The sequence below is a fragment of the Bacillus sp. m3-13 genome, from assembly GCF_000175075.1.
Taxonomy (GTDB): Bacteria; Bacillota; Bacilli; order Bacillales; family Bacillaceae_I; genus Sutcliffiella_A; species Sutcliffiella_A horikoshii_C.
Map to the genome: position 1 here is coordinate 49,428 of NZ_ACPC01000047.1, position 19,811 is coordinate 69,238.

Sequence of the window (19,811 nt, forward strand, 5' to 3'; positions counted from 1 at the left end):
ACCGCCTTTACGAGTGCTGCTTTAACGAGTTCAGTGTTTTCTCGATCAAGTTCTTCCATTTCAGATACTCTGTGCTATTCTTTTCGGCCACATGACGGAATTCCGAATCATCCCATAGACTTTCAATGAGTTTGGCAGCATCAATTCTTGCCTGGGTGGCACGGTGATTGCCATAAGCTCTTGCGAAGTAACCCGTGATTTCTTCGAGAAGTGTCTCGCGCAAACGCTGCCCGATTTCTGGAAGCGTCTCATCGCCCATCCCTTCCGTTTCATAGGCCAATACCGCGTCGAGAATGGACGTGATACCTTTTTTTGGAACTGTAGCAAGTCGCTTGGCACCAGTAAGGAAGGTGTGCTCCTCGATATTTTTCACACGACGGATTTCTTCCTGTTCCTTCGCTGCCGCTCTGTCTAAAATTTCTTCATATATTGCCGGGTTGTGGCTCAATGCATTATGCAGGCTGTAGAATTCCTCCGGTACGACGGTGCCACCTTTTAAAATAAGGGATGTCCCCGTCAACCCATTGTAAAGATAAACATTACGACCCGCTTCTGTTCCTAGGTACACATAGCCATGAATCAGACCAAGCAGGAAGGCGCGATCATTTTTCTCTGTATCCAATTTCACCTGTTCTGGGTTAAGGTCCGGCATAAAAGCTGGAAGGTGCCAACGTTTATCCAAGTGTGGTGTAACGGTCGAACCTCCTTTGTTCAAGCGGTCCACTCTGCGACGGTAGGACTCGTAATAAACACCTGGTTCTTGTGTGTGACTGGCTGATTTTTTCCCAGAAGAAAACTTGCCGAAATCACTGACACTTAAGCCATAATGCGCTTTATAAGAAACAATTTCGTATTTGGAGAAAGCATCATCCCTGATATCTTTGCCTCCGAATACATGCAGGGCAATTTGTTCTTTCAGGTGTTGGGATGCTTCTGTATGAATTCCCCAGAATATCAACTCGCGCGCGTTATCAATCCGTGGAATGAACGGGCTAGACAATTGGTTGATGCTGCTGATCCGCTCTGTCAGATACTCATCAGAATCCACCTGCTTAAACTGCGCCTCTTTTCTTAATGCTTGAACGATACTAAGGTCTAAGCGGTCATTGAATCGTGAGCGCAGCTCTTCTCGGCAATAAGCCAGCACATTTTCACGGAACAGCTCCTCCACTTTCAGCTCCTCTACATAATTGCTGTAGGATGCTTCGTTGCGGTTGCAATATTGGCGATAATGGCTAAGATAGATCTGTCCGGAGATATCATCAGGAAGCATGCCCTGATCAACGGATGGACGAATGCTTTGCCACATGTTTTCTTGTAATTCTTTTGTCGCAAGAACATACTCCTTAGTCGGATCTACTTCCTCTTCGTATTTGACTGACCGCTGGTTCGTCTCGACCAACAAGCTGTCACGGGTATCCTTCAGGTTGTCAAAAAAACGCTCCCAATCACGAATCATGCTTTGGACCGCTTGGTTGATAGAAGTGAGCACAAGCTCGATCAACATTCCTTCCTTGTAGGCATTAAGGTTGCTCAGTTGGCGATTGGACTTCGTTTTGTAATCGCTGATGAATGACTTGAACTCATTGGAAATCAGGGCGCGCAGGAACTTTTGGTTCAGCGCCATATCCACACGCTCAATGGCCGTTTCCTTGCGATCTGTCTGACGGATATCAAAAACATTTTTATAGTTATCGATGTTTTCCTTTAATTCCATGTTTTGATTTCTAACCTCAAGGATCTTGTTGTTGATTCGCTCACTGATTTGATACAACATAAACCTTGTCGCCACAGGATGAAGAGGGGACGGTTTTTGGATGAACCACGTGTTCAAGCGGTAATCCTGGCCTTCCGATCCATTCGGCGCATCACAATCCTGATCCAATACCTGGTGGGCGATAAAGGAACGATATTCATAGACTTTATTTTTAATCTGTTCATAATAGAGTGCAAGATTTGCTTCCGTATCGGAAATCTCCTTGCGGGCATGATCACGCACGTTCAGGCGCACATCGCTAGGTCGGCAGTTGTTCTCATACATTTTCAGCACACTGTCGCTATGCAGTACTTGCATAACTTTCTCTTCAACTGCCTTTAGGAAAAGAGATGATTTATAATCTCCATACTCTCCATTATCCAGCTCAACCCGAACTTGATTGTGGGCGAGCTTAAAGAATGGGTTCGGTTTCTCTCCATTTGCCAACTGCTCCAGGTGCCAGATATAGCGTTTCCCTTTTTCAGGACGCTCCCGGTTGATCCCGCTCCGAAGGTCTTTTTCATAGCGGTTTCGCTCTTCTTCAAACATGCGGTCCAAAGACAACCAGGACTCATCCAAGCCGGAAGTCGCCCATTTCAGCGCACAATACTCCACCACATCCTCATAAGGATAGTTGATGGTCGAAGCTGCCGCCCCACAATAACGTCCCATTCCTTCTGAATCGATAATCTGTAAAATTTGATTATCTTCTTGCGAGAAATGCTTATTGGACAAAGGACTGAACAGCTGAAGATAAATGGTCTGTGACACCTGGTCCACATACTGACTGATAGAATGCAGATGCTTGCCCTGCAGATTTTCATAGTCATAGAGGAAGCAGAAATCATAAGGACGCTGGCCAGCCTGGATAGCGTGGGTGTTGCGTCCTTGGATGTCCACCTGATTCGGACGGTATTCAAGGTCGATGGTCACATCCGGACTGTTCGTAAGCTGGTTGGTCGCACTCATCATAATGGCATTCAACTCTTTTAAACTTGCATAACCATTGGCCCGAACCGACTCATACTCCCGTTCATTAATGGTCCGTGTGTTTACGAGAATATCAGGAAGCAGGAATGCCCCCCTGATCAGAATGCTGGAATGGCCGAATTTCCGCTTCAGCATTTCGCGAATGTTCATCGCCACCTGCAGAAAGATTCCAGAACCCGTCCCGCCGGCAAGGGAACTAATGATAATCACGCGAATACCGTGCACCATTTTATCTGTGGTCACCGGAAAAATTTTATCGATATCATCCCAAAGCCCATTCATTTTCCCCTCTGCCATCGCAGCCCGAAACGCAAGTCTTGAAACAGAACGAACCTGACCTGCTCCTGCCGTCATCGATTTGTCCTGAAGGTGAGGACTATCGGGGAACCACGTCAACAAGGACGGGTTTCCATGTAGATATTGTCCGACAGTTTTTAAAGTACTCGTTTGCGTAATGCTCCCCTCCAGATGCTCCATTCCGACAATGGTGTTCACATCTGTATCAAACGCATGAACAGCCACGCTGTCCCGACGTTCCACCGGTATATTTCCAAATATCGTATTTACGACTGTACAGCCGACTCCACCTAATCCCACTAATATTGTTGGTGCATTATTCGCCATTGTATTTCCTCCCTTATCACTTGTTTTTTTATCTGGTAAAATGATAGATTTCTTTGCTCACTTGGGTTTCAGCCGTAATTTTATCCCCCTCATAAAGAATGAGATCCTCTTTACCGGCGTCTTCCCCAAGACGGGTATATCCGATTCTCATATCCTTGCTTTGACATCCTTTTACAAGCAAGATCTTATCTTTATCCCTTGTCGCTTTAAAAGTTAGATTGCCAATCAATTTTGTTTCGGCTTTATAGGGGTAAAAGTACTTAAAAAATAGATTTGTCTTGAAATCGTACTCCGTATCTCTGCCGGGAAGCTCCATTCCGTTCACTTTCTGGATAGATTGCAGATTAATTATTGCGCCATGCCGATCGAACCGCGGCTTCCTTATGACACCAATCAGCCAATATAGAAATAACAATACGAAGGCGGAAATTCCTAGGAGTTTTCCGTACTTATCGAGAAAGGGGATGTCTTGAATACTGGCTCCTACTTCAATTTGTGCACCTTCCCCCTCATATCTTCCTTGGAGCTCCACAAGAAAATTAATTTCCCCTGTGGAGGTGAATGCAGGTATCATATAGGCTCTTGGATAGAGCTCTATTTGGTTGCCATTTTGCCTCAATTCGTATTGGACGTTCTGTTCGGTGGTGACCTTGATCTTATCAAACAACTCGGTTAGTTCTGGTTCCGTCATTTCACGTTCGTCCACATAAGGCTGGACGATGATTGGTGTGGTGGTATCAAGCTGATCAAGCGGATAGCTCCAATCGCTTGTTAGTGTTTGAAGGCTAAGTTGCCTGTCTTCCACTCCTTCAAGCGGCATGCTTTTGGTGTCCTGATAGAACCCTTTTACAATCGTTGTAAACGATTGCTTCAGTTGGTTCGGTTGGCATGATGAATGGTCCCGTGAAACTCTGCCGTTCTTCATTCCAATTGAGTGTGAAGGTGTCTTCTTTTAATTTTCGCTGTCAACTTCAATTTCCTGGTCGGGGTTCATCTGGTTAAAAGAAACCTTCCCTTGTGATCTATCACTTGGAAAAAGTTCGACTTCCATCATCATTTCTGCTTCGTAAAAAAAAGTCTCCGGCTCGTTATTCCCACGATCCGTCGCTTTCGAGTTTATGTATATGAATATCAAAATCAAGCGATGGTTCTGCAATGAACTGAAAGCTGTCTTGCTCTTGAGGAGTAAGGGTTTTGTTGAAGCTGATGGTATATTCCCCTGCTTGCAGGCTACCTTCCGGATTTTTTGGTGCAATATGGGATACACCACCGTAAATATCGCCTCTTAGTTGGTTGGGATCATCCGGTGTTTTCATATAGAAAGGTCCGTCTGTGGTGAGTTGGCTCGCTTCGCCATTGTGGTCAATTTTATTAATCTCCCATTCCAACTGGCTTCCTGTGGTCTGATGTAGGACGGTGAGCCTTCTTAAGGGAAAAGGGGTCTGTATCGTTACTTCCTGCCCTTCATTGGAAAAGGTCGGGTTCAGGTCAAAAGTACTTTCTGTTTCGGTAGAATTTGGGTCACGATTGGTAATAAGGGCCGCCACCTCGTTGATTCGGTCAATAATTTCCGATTCATTATCGGCAGTCAGTTGGATGCCGCCGGTTGTTTCTTGGAACATCCCTTTGAACTCTTCCATTTGCGAGATCTCATCCTCTGTAAGGAACGACTCGATGGTAACGAGGATACTTTTAAACTTCACTTCTTTTTGTTTCATATGGTCTGCCATATCTTCAAGCGATTGTCTGGCAATCTCGTAATTTCTGGAGAGCTTGGCGCTGTCCTCTTCAAAGGATGTGTCCAAATCATTAAATACGCCATCCATGATGATGATAAACCAAAAGTCACTGGACGGATCTTGTTCGACCGCTTTTTTCATATTGTCAATAGAGGTAAGGACAGTTTGGAATGGTGTCCCCTTTCGATCGTTCCAGCCAGGGATACGATTGATTTCTCTTTGCCTGCTGGAATAGCTGATCCCAATTTCATCAATACTCTGGGAATCGCTCATGCGCACAACAGACAATTCATCTTCTGGCCCAAGCAATGAAATCAAACTTTGCAACGAATAGTTGGCAAACTTCCAGTTATCACTCGGTAACTCTTTACTCGGGTCACCATTCTCATAAGTGAACCACATACTTCCAGAATCATCGTAGATCAAAGTCACATTTCGATTTTTATGTATGAGGTCTTCTTCTGCAAACACAAAGGAATTCACTGGAAAAGAACCACTTAACAACAGTACACACAACAAAAGTATCGGTAGTCTAGTTCGCATCTCTCTCTCCTATGGTCGTAGTTATTAATACCTATAGTTAATTTCGACACAAATGGCTAAGAACCTTTAAAAATGGTGACATTTTTCCAATCATTCCAGTAATAAGAAAATTCGAAAACGCACAAGTAATACTTACTCCCTTTGCGTGGTAATTTAGAACCAAAAAATGCACATGCCTGGTAAGCATGTGCATTTTCACGTGGACTTCTTTTTTATTATCAAATAAACGCCTGCTAAACCAATCCCCATCACCAAGCCGGAAACAGGATAGAGATATCCCATTACATTTTTATGAATCCCAGAAAATATTATTTTCGTTGTAGGGAATACCGGCAAAATAAAGCCCGAGAAAAAGCCACCCATGGCGAATAAAGCAATATGAAAAATTGTCTGTTTTAGTTTATAATAACGAATCAAAAGAACTGTAACAAAATAAACCATCCCACCAACCACTAAGACAAAAACGAGAATAAAAAAATAAAAGATAAAAAGCGTTGCACCAGACAACTCATTTAAGCTTTGATAACTAGAGGTACTCATCTTGGGGAGGATAGGATAAACTAGATGCAGCATTAGATTTAAGATAAATGCTATTGCCAAAAAACCCGTATATGAATAAATGATAGTGTTCTTCGTTATGTGGATTATCTGTCATTTTGTTCCCCCTTTTGCATTTACCAGTTTCATTACTTCCTTATTAAACTCTTCATCAGTAAGGTCACCAGATAGGTTGCGACGAACCAGGTCTATGTGCTTCTCATTAAATCTGAAAATCAGAAGCCTCCATGCTTGCTTTGGCTGCCTTTTAACGCTTTTTCTAATTTGTTTTTTCAATTGCAGCCCTCCGTTTTGTGCCATTAGTTGACCTCAGCACATTCATCATATGACAATTGTACCAATTTTTTGGGTTTTATAAGCCAACTTTTTAATTTATTTGCCACTTTCCCCCATACAAATGCCATTCGACACAAACACACAATCGACACACACCTCCGCCCACATCACCCCAAACAAAAAAAACCGCCCCCACCCAAAAGGCAGAAGCGGATTTCCCTCACACAGTTTAATTATTCCCAACCAATTTCGTCTTCATCTTACGCTCACCACCGGCACCTGCCAGCTCGCCCATTGGCTCCGGTTCAACCGCTGCCTCAAGATCCTTCGCCTGTGTGGCTCTCTTAATAAAGAAAGACAACACAAGCGCAACCATTGCAATAAACGTGGAAACGAAAAAGGCGAAATTGATTCCTTCTAACATTCCTTGCATCATGACTTGCTGTTGGACGCCCGCAATGGCTTCAGTGGAAGGATTTTCCCCCAAAGCTGCCATGGCATCTCCGGAAAGTTCGCGACCAACACTTTCCGCACGGGTAGACATCAACGTCACAAGCAACGCCGTTCCAATCGCACCGGACACTTGCTGTAACGTGTTGTTCATCGCGGTACCATGCGGATAGAAGCGAGTTGGAAGTTGATTTAACCCGTTTGTGGACACCGGCATAAACACCATCGACATCCCAAACATCCGCACCGTATACAAAATCAACAGTTGCGTGTAAGTTGTTTCAAATGTCAATTGACTAAAAAAGTACGTAGTGACAACCGTAATCGTCAAGCCAGTAATCGCTAGCGCGCGTCCCCCGTATTTATCAAACAACTTCCCTGTAATTGGCGACATCAACGCCATCACAATCGCACCAGGTAGCATCAACAATCCTGCATCCAATGGTGAAATTCCACGGATCGTCTGCACATAAATTGGCAACAAGATCATCCCGGAGAACATCGCCATCGTGATAACCATGGAGATGGCAGATGATAAAGCGAACATTGGATAACGGTAGATTCGGAAGTTTAGCATCGGTTTTTCTTTTCCAAGCTGACGTAAAATGAACCAAACTAACGATAACGTTCCGATGGCAATCGTTCCGTAAACAAGCGGACTGTCCCAACCCTTGGCGCCTGCGGAACTAAAACCGTATAGCAGTCCACCGAACCCAAGACTCGATAAAACGACAGAGAATCTATCCAAGCGAATATCCTGTTTTTCTTTTCTATCTTTCAACAAAAATACCCCAAGAAGCAAAACGCCGACGGCAATCGGAGAAACGAAATGAAATAGCATTCTCCAATCATAATGCTCAATCAGCCAACCAGAAAGCGTCGGTCCGATTGCAGGTGCTCCCATCAAAATAAGTCCAAATATCCCCATCGCGGTTCCACGCTTTTCAATTGGGAAACTGACCAGCATGACATTCATCAATAACGGCATTAAGATCGCTGACCCGGATGCCTGCATCATTCTGCCTGCTAAAAGAACCCCAAAAACCGGTGCAAAACCGGCCATCACCGTTCCAACGGCAAAAAGACCCATCGCGACGATGAACAAATTCCGCACTGAATACTTTTGAATAAGAAAAGCTGTGGTCGGAATCAATACCCCGTTGACCAACATGAAGCCGGTTGTCAGCCATTGTACGGTAGAAGGCCCCACTTGAAGTTCCGTCATAATGGACGGCAGGGCAATATTCAATAATGTATTATTTAAAAAAGCAATAAACGCGCCGATCATTAAAATGGCCAAAATACCATATGGCGGACGATTTATAGTGGTGTTTGGTGCTGCTTGCTGCATTCTTTCTCCTCCATTTATACTAACAGTACATTTTTTATACTACTATTACATCTACACCAATTTTATACCATCAGTTCATATTTTTCAATCTTGAAAACTTTGTCAATTTGCTATTTGTGTAAAAAAATGTTTTGGTGTACTATTATTTTTGTACCACTAGTCTATTTTAGTCAGGTGATAAAATGAAGGATCGTAAACTGCATGTTCTCACATGTGCTCATAAACTTTTTATTGAAAAAGGCTTTCAAGCGACTTCGATTCAGGACATTCTGGATGAGAGCGGGATTGCCAAAGGAACCTTATATAATTATTTTTCTTCTAAGAACGAACTTTTAATTGCGTTATTTAAAACTTTATATAAAAATATGGAAAAAGAGCGGAACGACCTCTTAATTGGACAGGACCCTTCCGACATAAACATTTTCATCAAACAGTTTGAACTTCAAATGGAGACTAATCGGGCAAATAAATTGATTTCTCTTTTTGAAGAAGTCATCTTCATTAATGATTCAGAGTTAAAGGACTTCATCCAAAAGAGTCAGCTAAGGATGCTACGCTGGGTGCATCAACGATTCTTGGAGATCTTCGGTGAAGAAAAACGCGAATACCTCTGGGACTGTGCGATTATGTATCTTGGAATTCTGAATCACGGAATCAGATACTACACCATGACCCACGATAAGAAGCTCGATATTCACAGAGTTGTGCAATACAGCGTCAATCGCTTAGTGAAGATTGTGGAAGATGTGGCGGAGTCAGGTGAGGTATTAGTAGAAGCAGAGTCGATGGCTCGCTGGGTGCCACAAGTAGGAGAAACGGAGTTGCCGCTGCCGCATGCTATCGCGCATGCAGTGAGTGACTTAAAAAAGAATCTATCTGGTAGTGCCGATTATGAGAAATCAGCAGAGCTGTTAGACTTTATTCAGGTGGAGTTAAGCGAAAAAAACAGCAATCCACCAAGGCGTTTCCTTGTAGAGAGCGCATTGGAAACCCTTAACAAGAGCGTCTCTATCCATTCCTCTATCCAACAGGAATGGACGACCCTACAACAATTAATACAAAAATACTTCAACCAAAACAACTAACCCAAACTGAATACCACCATCCCAGGCTGCTTCGAAGTCCAAATACTAGACTTTGAAGCAGTCCTTTTTTGTGTAGCTTTAACGCATTAACGCACAGCGGGTCAGACCCCTTTTCTTCTCAAAACCCCAACTCCCCTCCTCCCTTTTAGTTCTTTTTTCACATTCCAAAGGTTATTACTGGCCATTCACCCACACTTCCCTCACTTCCAGATAGCCCTCTAGACCCATTCAAAACACCATTTGTCAGCGCAGTCTAACAGCCCTTACAATTCAATTAACTTCGCAACACGAATTACTCACGATCATCTTTTTTCCTCACATCTAAGACGTTACTTAACATCAACAGAAAATCGGATCTCATATCAGGAGGTGAATTCCCGCTCTACTCTACCTACCGACCAACTTCTAAGAATTACATAGTCTATCAAACAACTATTAGAACAGGAGAATGCACATGCGAAAGCTAACACTTAAGACTTTCTTTATAGCAGTCATCGCCGTTTTCATGCTTGCCACTTCCCTTTTTCAAGGACAGGCACTTGGGGCAAACACCAAATCTACAACCGCTAATGAACCAACCATCATCAACGATAAACTTGGAACCGGTGAAACCAAAATTACCCTTATCACCGGGGATATTGTTCATATAACCTCTCTGCCATCTGGACAAAGTGTCATTAACGTAGAACCTGCCGAGAACAACGGTGATGGAATTCGCGTCATCACAGTCGGTGACGACACATATGTGTACCCTAATGCTGCGATGCCTTACCTGGCAGAAGGAAAGCTTGACCACAACCTTTTCAACATTACAAAACTAGTAGAATACCAATTTGATGACACCAACAGCTCTACTGTTCCTGTCATCGTCGAATATCAAGAAACGAAAGCAAAAGCCGCTTCCACAAAAGCAGCACCAAAAGGCGCAAAGAAACAGCGAGAACTCAAAAGTATTAACGCTGCAGCCTTAGAAACAAACAAAGATGAAGCAACAACTTTCTGGAATGATGTTCAATCCAAAAAGACAGACAAATCTAAACCAGAATCTGTACAACTTAACTATGCAATCGAAAAAATTTGGCTGGATGCTAAAGTAGAAGCCACCCTTCACGAGAGTGTGCCACAGATTGGAACGCACACTGCTTGGGAAGCAGGCTTAACAGGTGAAGGGATCAAGGTGGCCGTCCTTGATAGCGGAATAGACCCGACTCACCCTGACATTGCTCCGCAACTGGATGAAGCAATAAGTTTTGTACCTGGTGAAGAAGTTCAGGATAAAAATGGCCACGGCACACACGTAGCTTCTACGATCCTTGGAACTGGTGCTGCTTCTGAAGGCCAACATAAAGGTGTGGCCCCAGATGCTAGATTACTAGTCGGAAAAGTACTGGGCGATAACGGATCGGGTCTTGCATCTTGGATCATCGAAGGAATGGAATGGGCAGCTCAAAATGCAGATGTCGTTAACATGAGTCTTGGAAGCTCTGTCGGTAGTGACGGAACGGATCCAATGGCACAAGCGGTTAACACACTTACAGAAGAGCATGGAACATTATTCGTTATTGCAGCAGGTAATGCTGGTGCAGAAGGAAGCGTTGGTTCTCCTGGTGCGGCGGATGCTGCCCTGACGATTGGTGCGGTTGACAAAAATGATCAACTTGCCTGGTTCTCTTCCAAAGGACCGCGACTTGGTGACATGGCATTAAAGCCTGACGTATCCGCACCTGGAGTAGGAATCATGGCTGCGCGCTCTCAATACTCATCAGGCACAGGTTCTTACAAAAGTTTGAACGGTACATCCATGGCAACACCTCACGTAGCAGGAGCAGTGGCTATTCTTTTACAACAAAATCCAGAAGCCACTCCTCTAGAGTTAAAAGAAACACTGATGAATACAGCGAAAAAACTACCAAACTACCAGCCATACCATATCGGAACTGGACGCATTGATATCGTAAAAGCGTTAAATACAGACATAAGAGCAACAGGCTCCGTTTCATTCGGCTTCTTCCAATGGCCGCATGATGAGGCAACACCTGTAGAAAAAACAGTAACGTATACAAATGAAAGCGACCAAGACATCACCCTTGATCTTGAAGCTACTTTTGCAGATGCAAATGGCAATGCGGCTCCTGAGGGTATGCTGACATTAGCACAAACAACCGTTACTGTTCCTGCTAATGGAACTGCTGACGTACAAGTAACAGTAGACCCTGCACATGGAGAAAGCGGTCAACGCTACCAAGGGCACTTAACAGCAAGTGCAAATGGAGAAGCAGTGGTCCACACAACCATGGCTACAATAAAAGAAGATGAAAGATACACACTAACGTTAAATGCAACAGACCGTGACGGTTCACCTGCCCTTGCATATGTCGTCATGTTCAACGAAACGATGCTGCCAGAAGCTATTGCAGTACCAGGGACAAGAGAACTTCGCTTGAAAAAAGGCACCTATTCCGTGATGTCCATGATGGACGTGGATGTGAATACTGACCATAAAGGTGTTGCCCTTGTAGGGGAACCGGAAGTCGTACTCGATGGGCCTAAGACGGTGGAGTTGGATGCAAGAAAAGCTAACGAAATCACAGTCAAAGTTCCAAAGAAAACAGAACCAATGTATCAGCGTATGGAATATTATCAGACAATGGGAACAGGTACCGTACACAGTGTCTATTTGATGCCTGTATGGATAGATAAACTATATGCAGCACCTACTAAAAAGACAAAGCTTGGTGAGTTTGAATTTTTAACACGCTGGCGCTTGATAAAGCCATACCTGACTATGAATTACAAAGGCAAAGAACTTGATGATATCGTGATGCCTGGAAGTACTCTTTTAGAAGGAAAACATAATCTGAAGGCAATCTATGCTGGAGAGGGATCACAAGCTGACTACGACCGCTTGAATGCAAAAGGGAAAGCTGTTGTGGTAGATCGCAGCAAAACAATCAGTGAAACTGAACAAGCTGCTGCAGCTGTAGCAGCCGGCGCAAAACTATTGATTATCGCCAACTACGAAGATGTAGAATTCAATGTATCTGTTGGACAAGTTCCGCTTACGGCAGCAGCTATCAGTAAATCAGAAGGTGACAAACTGATTAAAGCAGTTCGTTCAGGAAATGTGAAATTGCAGGTCGAAGGAACAAAGGACTCTCCTTACGCCTATGACCTAGACTATGTCCATCAAGAAAATGTTCCGAAAAAATTGGCATACGAGCCAAAGAATAGAGATCTTGCAGTTATTGAAACAAATTACAATTCCCATATAGAAACAGATGGCGGAGAGTTCCGATTTGACATGAGACCGTACACAAAACGAGCGATCGGTTTCCAATACAAAATTTCCTTCCCTACTACAAGAACGGAATATGTGTCTGCAACAAAAGATACGTACTGGTACCACCAAGCAACAGTCCTAGATGAAACATGGCAGATCCGTCAGCCGCGTGTGGTTTATGAAAAAGGACAGAAACTTGTAGAAAATTGGTTCTCACCAGTTGTTCGCCCAGCTTTAGGGGATGGCTATTGGGCTCCTAAACGCCAAGGAAATTCCTTGCAAATTAACGTACCGGCATTAGCTGATGCAGGGACAGGTAATACAGGTGGAACAGACTACGATATTTCCGTCCAAAACCAAACAACCAAACTATTCAAAGGGGACACGCTTATCCGTGAAGGAAAAGGGCAAGCAGTCAATGGCTTTGGTGTCTTGACGGATGAACTACAAGAGTTCCGAGTAGTAACAGAAGCAAAACGTGACCCTGAGCGTTGGAATACTTCTACTCGCACAAATACAGAGTGGATTTTCAAAGCGAAAGAAGAAATTGAACCATGGCAGTCTCCGCTTCCATTCCTTACGTTAAATTATGGTGTGGATACAGATGTGAACGGTGATGCCTTATTAAACAGGCCAACCCAATTACAGCTATCTGTAGAAAAAGTAAAAGATGCCATTGGTTATGGAAATGTGGATGGAGCAACCCTTGAGGTATCCTTCAACGAAGGAAAAAAATGGAAGAGAGTAAAACTGAACCGAAATGGGGACATGTTTACAGCTTCCATTACAAATCCTAAATCTGCAAAATCCGTCTCCCTAAAAGCATCCGCATGGGACGACCAAGGTAACAAGATTACACAAGAAATCATCAAAGCTTACGGTCTACGCTAACAAATAAATGGAGCATGGAACCTTCATAGGTTTCCATGCTCCACTTTTTTTACACAAACTGATTATTCCGCCTGAACTTATTAATCACCGGCCCAGCAAAACGGTTTGCTCTTTCCATATCATTCTTTTCCATATAATAATCAAAAAGAACGACCCCATAGTGCTCGACTAGTAGCATATAACCTTTTTCCTTAAAATAAGGGAATGCTTCCTCTTCCAAATATTCATAATACCTATCCATTACATTAGATAGAAAATAATAATGCATCATAAAAATGTGTACAAAAGTTGAAGAATTGGAGGACTTTGATAGATCCAACCCTTGTTCCACCAAGGTTAGAAGCTTTTCTTTAGAGGTCTTTCCTTCTTTGGTTAAAGCATTCACATAGCCTTCTAAGGAGCCTAAATAATTTGGATGACTCTTTTCTCTCGCATCCATTGATTTTTTATAAAATCCACTGGCTTTTTGGTATTCAGCATTTCGTAAATAGAGATAGGCAACATTATGATATAGCATCGCTTTTTGATGTTCGAGGCCGTAGTCTTCCGTCATTTCTATCAATCTATGGTATTCCTGACTTAAGGTGGGATGGTCTTCTGATTGTTCAAGTTGAATGATCATGAGCATTTCTGCTTCAATGATGCGGGAAAAACTTCTTATTTTAGTGAAATATTGAAGGGCTTTATTCGCATTAAAAAAATGCCAAGACTCTAGAATTTAAAGAATGGTATGCATAGGCCAAATCATAATAGTACTCTTGATTGGGGTAACCTTCAAGATTAATTCCCTTCAGATATGCAAGCGCCTCCACGTAGTTGTTCTTCAAGTTTAAGTGGTAAACGCCTTTTACGTGAAGCAGCAAATTATTTTCATAAGGGGTTAAATCTGAATCCGTCCAAGCCGATATTTCCTCCATTAATCCATCCGCCATTCTCGCCTCACCAATAAATAAATAGTATCTTGCCAGAATCAGTGTGTACAGGTGATAAAAGTCCTGCATGTGTAATAGGTTGAAACCTTGGAGTTGTCGTTTGATAGATTCCACCCTAGGTTTAAGTTTTTTCACAATAGCATCTTGCCATTCTTTTAACAGCTGTTCGATCTCCCTATAGTTCCTTATTTCCGTTTCCATCTCGATTCTCAGACGCTTGCATAAAAAAGTCTATGGTCTCATCGGAAACCTCCGTCAGTCCCCGTTCTATCTTACTTATATGGGTACTGGAACAAATTCCATCTCCTAGATCTTTTTGCTTTAATCCCTGAAATTCTCGATAAAATTTAATAATCTTACCTTCCAGCATGCTGTCATCCCCTGTGAAAATCATATAATTTTTTTTAATCCTACCACAGTTCGTTTACGGGTGACAGACAGCTTCTCCCAAATGAAACAAGTCGGACATATGACTACTATATAAAAGGAAAAATCCCCCAACTACCATTTCGTAGATTAAGGGGGATTGTCCTTTTTATAGTTAAAGCTTAGTAGACTCCAATCGCATCATAGGCTGCCATAACCGCCTGCACTTCTAAGGATGGTGCACCGTTTCTGTCAGGATGAAGGTCTCTTGCAGCCTGGATTGCTGCTTGGCGCATTTCCGCAAAGCCAGATGATGGTGTCAGGTAAAGCGTCAGAGCACGGTAGAAAATCTTTTCAGTCCTAGCTTTTCCGATTCCATTCACCGTTACACCATAATGCGTACCGCCGTCTGTGATAAGCTGTGCGGCTTTATTGTTGATACTGGAGTTGATGTGAACCCCACCTCGGTCCAGCTCTCCTAGATAACGCTTGTCGTAATGATCAGGGTAGTATCCGTCCTCTGTGTAACCACCAATGTAAACAGAACCTGGATCACTCATGGATCGCAGGGCATCCCCCTGAATTCCAGGAGTCCAAATATCCTCTCCTAGCAACCATAGGCCTTCACCAGTTTTATTTTCCGCAAATGCACCGAAGATGTCTGCAATAGACTCATTGATAGCGCCAGATTCATTTTCATAGGTGAGATTCGCCGTTTTAGTGATTACTCCATGTGTCATTTCATGCGCAATAACATCAAGCCCACCTGATAGGGAGATCATTCGTTGTCCATCTCCATCTCCATAAAGCATCTGCTTGCCATTCCACGCTGCATTGTTCCACTTGTCCCCGATATGTACAGTCGAAACAAGTTTCATTCCGTTATTATCAAGAGAATTTCTGCCATGGGTGTTTTTAAAATAATCAAATGTTTTTGATGCATTGATATGGGCAGAAACTGCTGCTGGATCATAGAAAAAGTTTTTATTACTCTCTACCTCAAAGCCAGTTAAGCCAAGAAGGCCAGACAATAGGATGAAGGAAGTTTCCGGCATTCTATTGGCTTTAAACGTGTGCACGCCTTTACCACGAGTACCATCATATAAGAAATGTTTACTTGAGCTTGCATCTTTAACCGCTTGAAAGCTATGAAGCTTACCAAAGATGTCCATCCCTTTTGCTGTTACGTCCACATATTCAATTGGCAGTGCACGTGGAGCTGGAGCTGCTCCTCCACCTGCTAGTGGTGTGAACTTCGCATTCTCATCTTCCTCTAAGGCAGGAGTCAATGCCGCCACTGCGTCGAAGTTGTGCAGAACCTCTCCACTAGTAGCATCCACAAAGTAATGGAAATATCCAGGTGCAGGTATGGAAGTTGAAGCCTTCACTAAATAGGCTAAACGTTTTCCAGCGTTAGATGGGTAAATAATCAGTTCTGACTCTACTCCATCATAGGAGGATACTTCTCCAATTTGCGCTTCAATGCTCTCTTTTGCCACCGTTTCCGCCTCTTCTGTTGTTAACGAAGGCTCGGTTGGAATGATCGAACGGGACAGGTCCTTATTCACGTCCCCGATAAAAGAAATAACATTGTTGTCTTTATCCAAGGCGATTGTCTGTTGGGAAGCATATACAGGGATCCCTTGATACATTTCCTGTGTTTTAAAATGGTACGTATTCGTTTTACTGTCTGCTTGTTCTTCGATGATTGAAAATTGCTCTGTCACGTCTACACTAGTCGTTCTTGCTTTCCCTTCCGCACCAACTTGTGATCCTAAGAAGGAGTACAGAATCTCTTGTTTGCTAAGACCTGTCGGTGCTTCCATCAGCTGTTGTTGAATCCTTACTACTTCTTCATTCGCTAACACATTCTTTGCCGGTAGAGCTAGTCCAGCAAAAGCGATGGATGCTGCGAGAACTGCAGGAACCACTTTCTTCTTCAAATGATTACTCTTCAAAACGGTTCACCTCTTCTATCAATTTTGTGCTACACCCTCTATTATTCTGACAATTCACAAAACGGTCAATTGGGTTAATTTAAGCTAATAAAAGGGGCCTTCCAAGCGTTTAATAGGCCAATAGTTATGTAAAAAATCCTAATTCACGCCTCAAAATAACCCAATTTACAATATTCAGACTATTAACATATGCTAGATTCATAGCAACACGAACACCAAGAATGCGAAAGGATGTGAAAGCCATTTGAAGATTCTACTTGCGTTGCTTTGGAAGCTGTCCAAACTATTATCGATTCTACTATTTTGCACCCTGTTCTTTATTGTCCTTTCCGCCAAAGCATCCGGCGGGGAGCCGACCATTCTTGGTCACCAGCTAAAAGTAGTGCTCTCAGGTTCCATGGAACCAACCTTTATGACAGGATCCATCATCCTCATGGAGAGGACAACCCCTTCTTCCACTTTTAAAAAGAATGATGTGATTACATTCCGCTCAGAAGATATCCTGATCACCCATAGAATCATCGATATCAAGGATGTAAATGGCAAAGAAATCTATCAAACAAAAGGGGATAACAACAATGCTCCTGACCCTGTCTATGTTACAGAGGATCAGATTGTCGGGAAGTATGCCGATTTTACGATTCCTTATATCGGCTTCCTAGTAAATCTAGCAAGCACCAAAGAAGGCTCCGCTTTTCTCTTGGTCATACCTGGGATACTGCTAGTGGGATCTGCCGGGCTTTCGATCGTCCGTGCATTACGAGAATTCGAGAAGGCTAAAACAGCCTAAAAATTGGTTAGTACTCTTAGTTGTCACCTTGATAGTTAAGAGATTAATAATAAATGAAAAAAGGAAAGAGGAGGAATTGGACATGAGCTTTACGAAAACAGTAAGCAAAGGATTATTAACGGCAGCATTAGGTTTTTCTTTAATTGGCGGGGGTACATATGCGTATTTCAGCGATACTGTAGTAACCAACAATACATTTGCAGTAGGAACATTGGACTTATCTGTTAATCCGGAAACGATTGTGAACCTTCCTAATTTAAAGCCCGGAGATCAGATTGTCCGTGAGTTTGACGTGACAAACAATGGTACCCTAGACATCTCAAAAATCTTATTAGAAACAAACTACACAGTGAATGATGCTCAACTAAATGGGGCTGCGAATGCAGAAGACCTTGGCCAAGACATCAAAGTAACGATTCTTTACAATCAAGCAAATGCAAGTGTTCAAGTAGCCGAAATGACCCTTCATGAACTGCAAAATGAAACACCAGACCTAACAGCAATCGATAATTTCGTCGGTGGTGGCCAACGTCCAGACGGATTGAAGCCAGGAGAAACAGACGAGATCATTGCCTACTTCGAATTTGTTGATAACGGCGAAGACCAAAATGAATTCCAAGGCGACTCCCTAGAACTTGAATGGAAATTTAATGCCCACCAAACAGAGGGCAGTGAGCAATAATAGATTAAAAGCCCGCACAATCTTCTGTGCGGGCGCTTTTGACTCTAAATATACAAGGATACTTCCGTCGCTTTTTCGTGTTTATTGCTTCCAATATAATGAAGAAACAATAGCTTCCCATATCGTTTCATCAATGGTACATGTTTGCCTGAATAAAATTGGGGAAGGGCGATTTCTTCCATGAATGTATAATACGTTTCATAGTCTTCTTCCACCCGATATTTCAATAATTTAAATAAGGTAATATGTAAAGTGTTCCCCCTTTCTTTTGCTTTGTTCGTCCCCTCCTTGATGAGTCGCTGAAGGACACGCTTTTTAGCAAGTTTCCCTTCCATACAACTATCAACGAAGTTATACAGTCTAACCAAGTAGCTATTGGAATTTTCGTCCGCAAGTGACAGTGCTTCTTCAAAATAAGTCTTCGCTTCCTCAAAAAATCCTCTATTGTAATATTCAAATCCAAGGTTATTCAGTAACAGGCCTTTATTTTCCTCCAACCCATATTGCTCACAATTGCTGATCAAATCCTTATATCTACCTACAATATAATGAAAATCACTATACAAATCTCCACTCAACTGCAACAACATCAACGCTTCCGCCCTGTTCGCTTGCATGTAGTTATTTGTCTCTTGGAAATGACGCAGTGCCTTATCAACATAAAAGAAAGACATCACCTTGGAATCAATCAAATAGTAGGCCGTTCCAAGGTGAAAATAATACTCTTTATTTCCATACTCCTTTAAATCAATCTGATTTAACACACTGATTGCTTTCTGATGATCTTCACTATTGGAGGAAGCCAGATAATAAATCCCCTTCACATGAAGATATAAATTATAATCAAATGCCAGCATATTAGGGTACTCTTTCTCCACTTTACTAATAATCTCGTATGCAGACTCCAATTCATTTCGAAACAGATGATACCTTGCCATCAAAAGTTGATAGCGCGCAGCATACTTAGAGGCATGAACAATAGTCGACTCCTCAAGCCTTTCTTTCAACTGTTCAATTTCCTTTTCTCTTCGTAAAATTATCGCATTATGCCAATCCCGTAGAAGCTTTTTAACTTGATGGAGATATGCCAGCTCTTCCTGTATATCAATATTTAATCTCTCTGAAAATAAAGCAATAATCTCTTCGGAATAAGCTGTCTTTCCCCGCTCAATTTTACTCACGTGAGTCGTCGTACAAATTCCTTCCCCCAATTGAGATTGTGTTAGTCCAGCTTTTTCCCGATAAAACCTGATAATTTCCCCTACAATCATGTTCATGTCCCCTTTTGGCAGCAATTAGCTAAAATTGTTGTTATGTATAGAATTAAAGAAAACTAACCAAATCCCTCTTGGGGTTATTTTTCGGGAAATAAGTCCTGAAAATGACGACAACCTACCTTTTTTGCTATTACTCCATGTCGAAATAAACCAAACAATAGGCGAAAAGTCGGTAATTAAGGCAAGAAAATTGGGGGAATTGCGGAAAGCGAAGCCATTTGCGGAAATCAACAGCTTGTTTATCAAAAAAAAGAACCCGGGAA

At 42.6% G+C, this 19,811-nt stretch carries 15 protein-coding genes; 4 read left to right on the plus strand and 11 right to left on the minus strand.

Annotated elements, in window-relative coordinates; translation table 11 throughout:
- Positions 1-7: 7 nt before the first annotated feature.
- The 6 genes from M313_RS24155 to M313_RS0119475 form a co-directional block, all read right to left on the minus strand.
- Positions 8-3,370, minus strand: coding sequence for a tubulin-like doman-containing protein (locus M313_RS24155; protein ID WP_010199213.1), 3,363 nt, complete (start codon positions 3,368-3,370; stop codon positions 8-10).
- Positions 3,371-3,398: 28 nt separating this feature from the next.
- Complete coding sequence (locus tag M313_RS0119445; RefSeq protein ID WP_157182517.1) at positions 3,399-4,295, minus strand: hypothetical protein; 897 nt, start codon at positions 4,293-4,295, stop codon at positions 3,399-3,401.
- 163 nt (positions 4,296-4,458) lie between these two features.
- Entirely contained in the window at positions 4,459-5,652 is a 1,194-nt protein-coding gene (locus tag M313_RS0119450) for a hypothetical protein (protein ID WP_010199219.1), read from the minus strand.
- A 195-nt stretch (positions 5,653-5,847) separates the two neighbouring features.
- A complete protein-coding gene (locus M313_RS25975) occupies positions 5,848-6,252 on the minus strand; it encodes a hypothetical protein (protein WP_157182518.1) in 405 nt (134 codons plus the stop codon).
- 51 nt (positions 6,253-6,303) lie between these two features.
- Complete coding sequence (locus tag M313_RS0119465; RefSeq protein WP_010199231.1) at positions 6,304-6,510, minus strand: hypothetical protein; 207 nt, start codon at positions 6,508-6,510, stop codon at positions 6,304-6,306.
- A 205-nt stretch (positions 6,511-6,715) separates the two neighbouring features.
- Positions 6,716-8,287, minus strand: a complete 1,572-nt coding sequence (locus M313_RS0119475) for a DHA2 family efflux MFS transporter permease subunit (protein ID WP_010199233.1) — start codon at positions 8,285-8,287, stop codon at positions 6,716-6,718.
- A gap of 182 nt (positions 8,288-8,469) precedes the next feature.
- On the opposite strand from M313_RS0119475, the gene M313_RS0119480 reads away from it, so the two are divergent.
- A complete protein-coding gene (locus M313_RS0119480; protein WP_010199236.1) occupies positions 8,470-9,372 on the plus strand; it encodes a TetR/AcrR family transcriptional regulator in 903 nt (300 codons plus the stop codon).
- Between the two features lie 454 nt (positions 9,373-9,826).
- A complete protein-coding gene (locus M313_RS0119485; protein ID WP_010199238.1) occupies positions 9,827-13,543 on the plus strand; it encodes a S8 family peptidase in 3,717 nt (1,238 codons plus the stop codon).
- A gap of 49 nt (positions 13,544-13,592) precedes the next feature.
- Here M313_RS0119485 and M313_RS0119490 read toward each other — a convergent pair whose 3' ends face one another.
- The 4 genes from M313_RS0119490 to M313_RS0119505 form a co-directional block, all read right to left on the minus strand.
- Complete coding sequence (locus tag M313_RS0119490) at positions 13,593-14,165, minus strand: hypothetical protein (protein ID WP_010199240.1); 573 nt, start codon at positions 14,163-14,165, stop codon at positions 13,593-13,595.
- 70 nt (positions 14,166-14,235) lie between these two features.
- Positions 14,236-14,676 carry a hypothetical protein gene (locus tag M313_RS0119495; RefSeq protein WP_010199248.1) on the minus strand — a complete coding sequence of 147 codons (441 nt, stop codon included), beginning with the start codon at positions 14,674-14,676 and terminating at the stop codon, positions 14,236-14,238.
- The gene (locus M313_RS0119500; RefSeq protein ID WP_010199258.1) at positions 14,651-14,845 is read right to left on the minus strand and encodes a helix-turn-helix domain-containing protein; all 195 of its coding nucleotides are present in this window, start codon (positions 14,843-14,845) and stop codon (positions 14,651-14,653) included. The genes M313_RS0119495 and M313_RS0119500 overlap by 26 nt, the downstream gene beginning before the upstream one ends.
- Before the next feature lie 178 nt (positions 14,846-15,023).
- Entirely contained in the window at positions 15,024-16,799 is a 1,776-nt protein-coding gene (locus tag M313_RS0119505) for a M4 family metallopeptidase (protein ID WP_010199259.1), read from the minus strand.
- Between the two features lie 244 nt (positions 16,800-17,043).
- Here M313_RS0119505 and sipW point away from each other — a divergent pair, with 244 nt between their 5' ends.
- Together sipW and M313_RS0119515 are read left to right on the plus strand one after the other, a co-directional pair.
- A complete protein-coding gene (sipW, locus tag M313_RS0119510) occupies positions 17,044-17,589 on the plus strand; it encodes a signal peptidase I SipW (protein ID WP_010199260.1) in 546 nt (181 codons plus the stop codon).
- 82 nt (positions 17,590-17,671) lie between these two features.
- Entirely contained in the window at positions 17,672-18,271 is a 600-nt protein-coding gene (locus tag M313_RS0119515; protein WP_010199262.1) for a TasA family protein, read from the plus strand.
- Between the two features lie 44 nt (positions 18,272-18,315).
- On the opposite strand, the gene M313_RS0119520 is transcribed toward M313_RS0119515, so the two are convergent.
- On the minus strand, positions 18,316-19,542 hold the full coding sequence (locus M313_RS0119520; RefSeq protein WP_010199264.1) for a helix-turn-helix domain-containing protein: 1,227 nt from the start codon (positions 19,540-19,542) through the stop codon (positions 18,316-18,318).
- Positions 19,543-19,811: the final 269 nt, after the last annotated feature.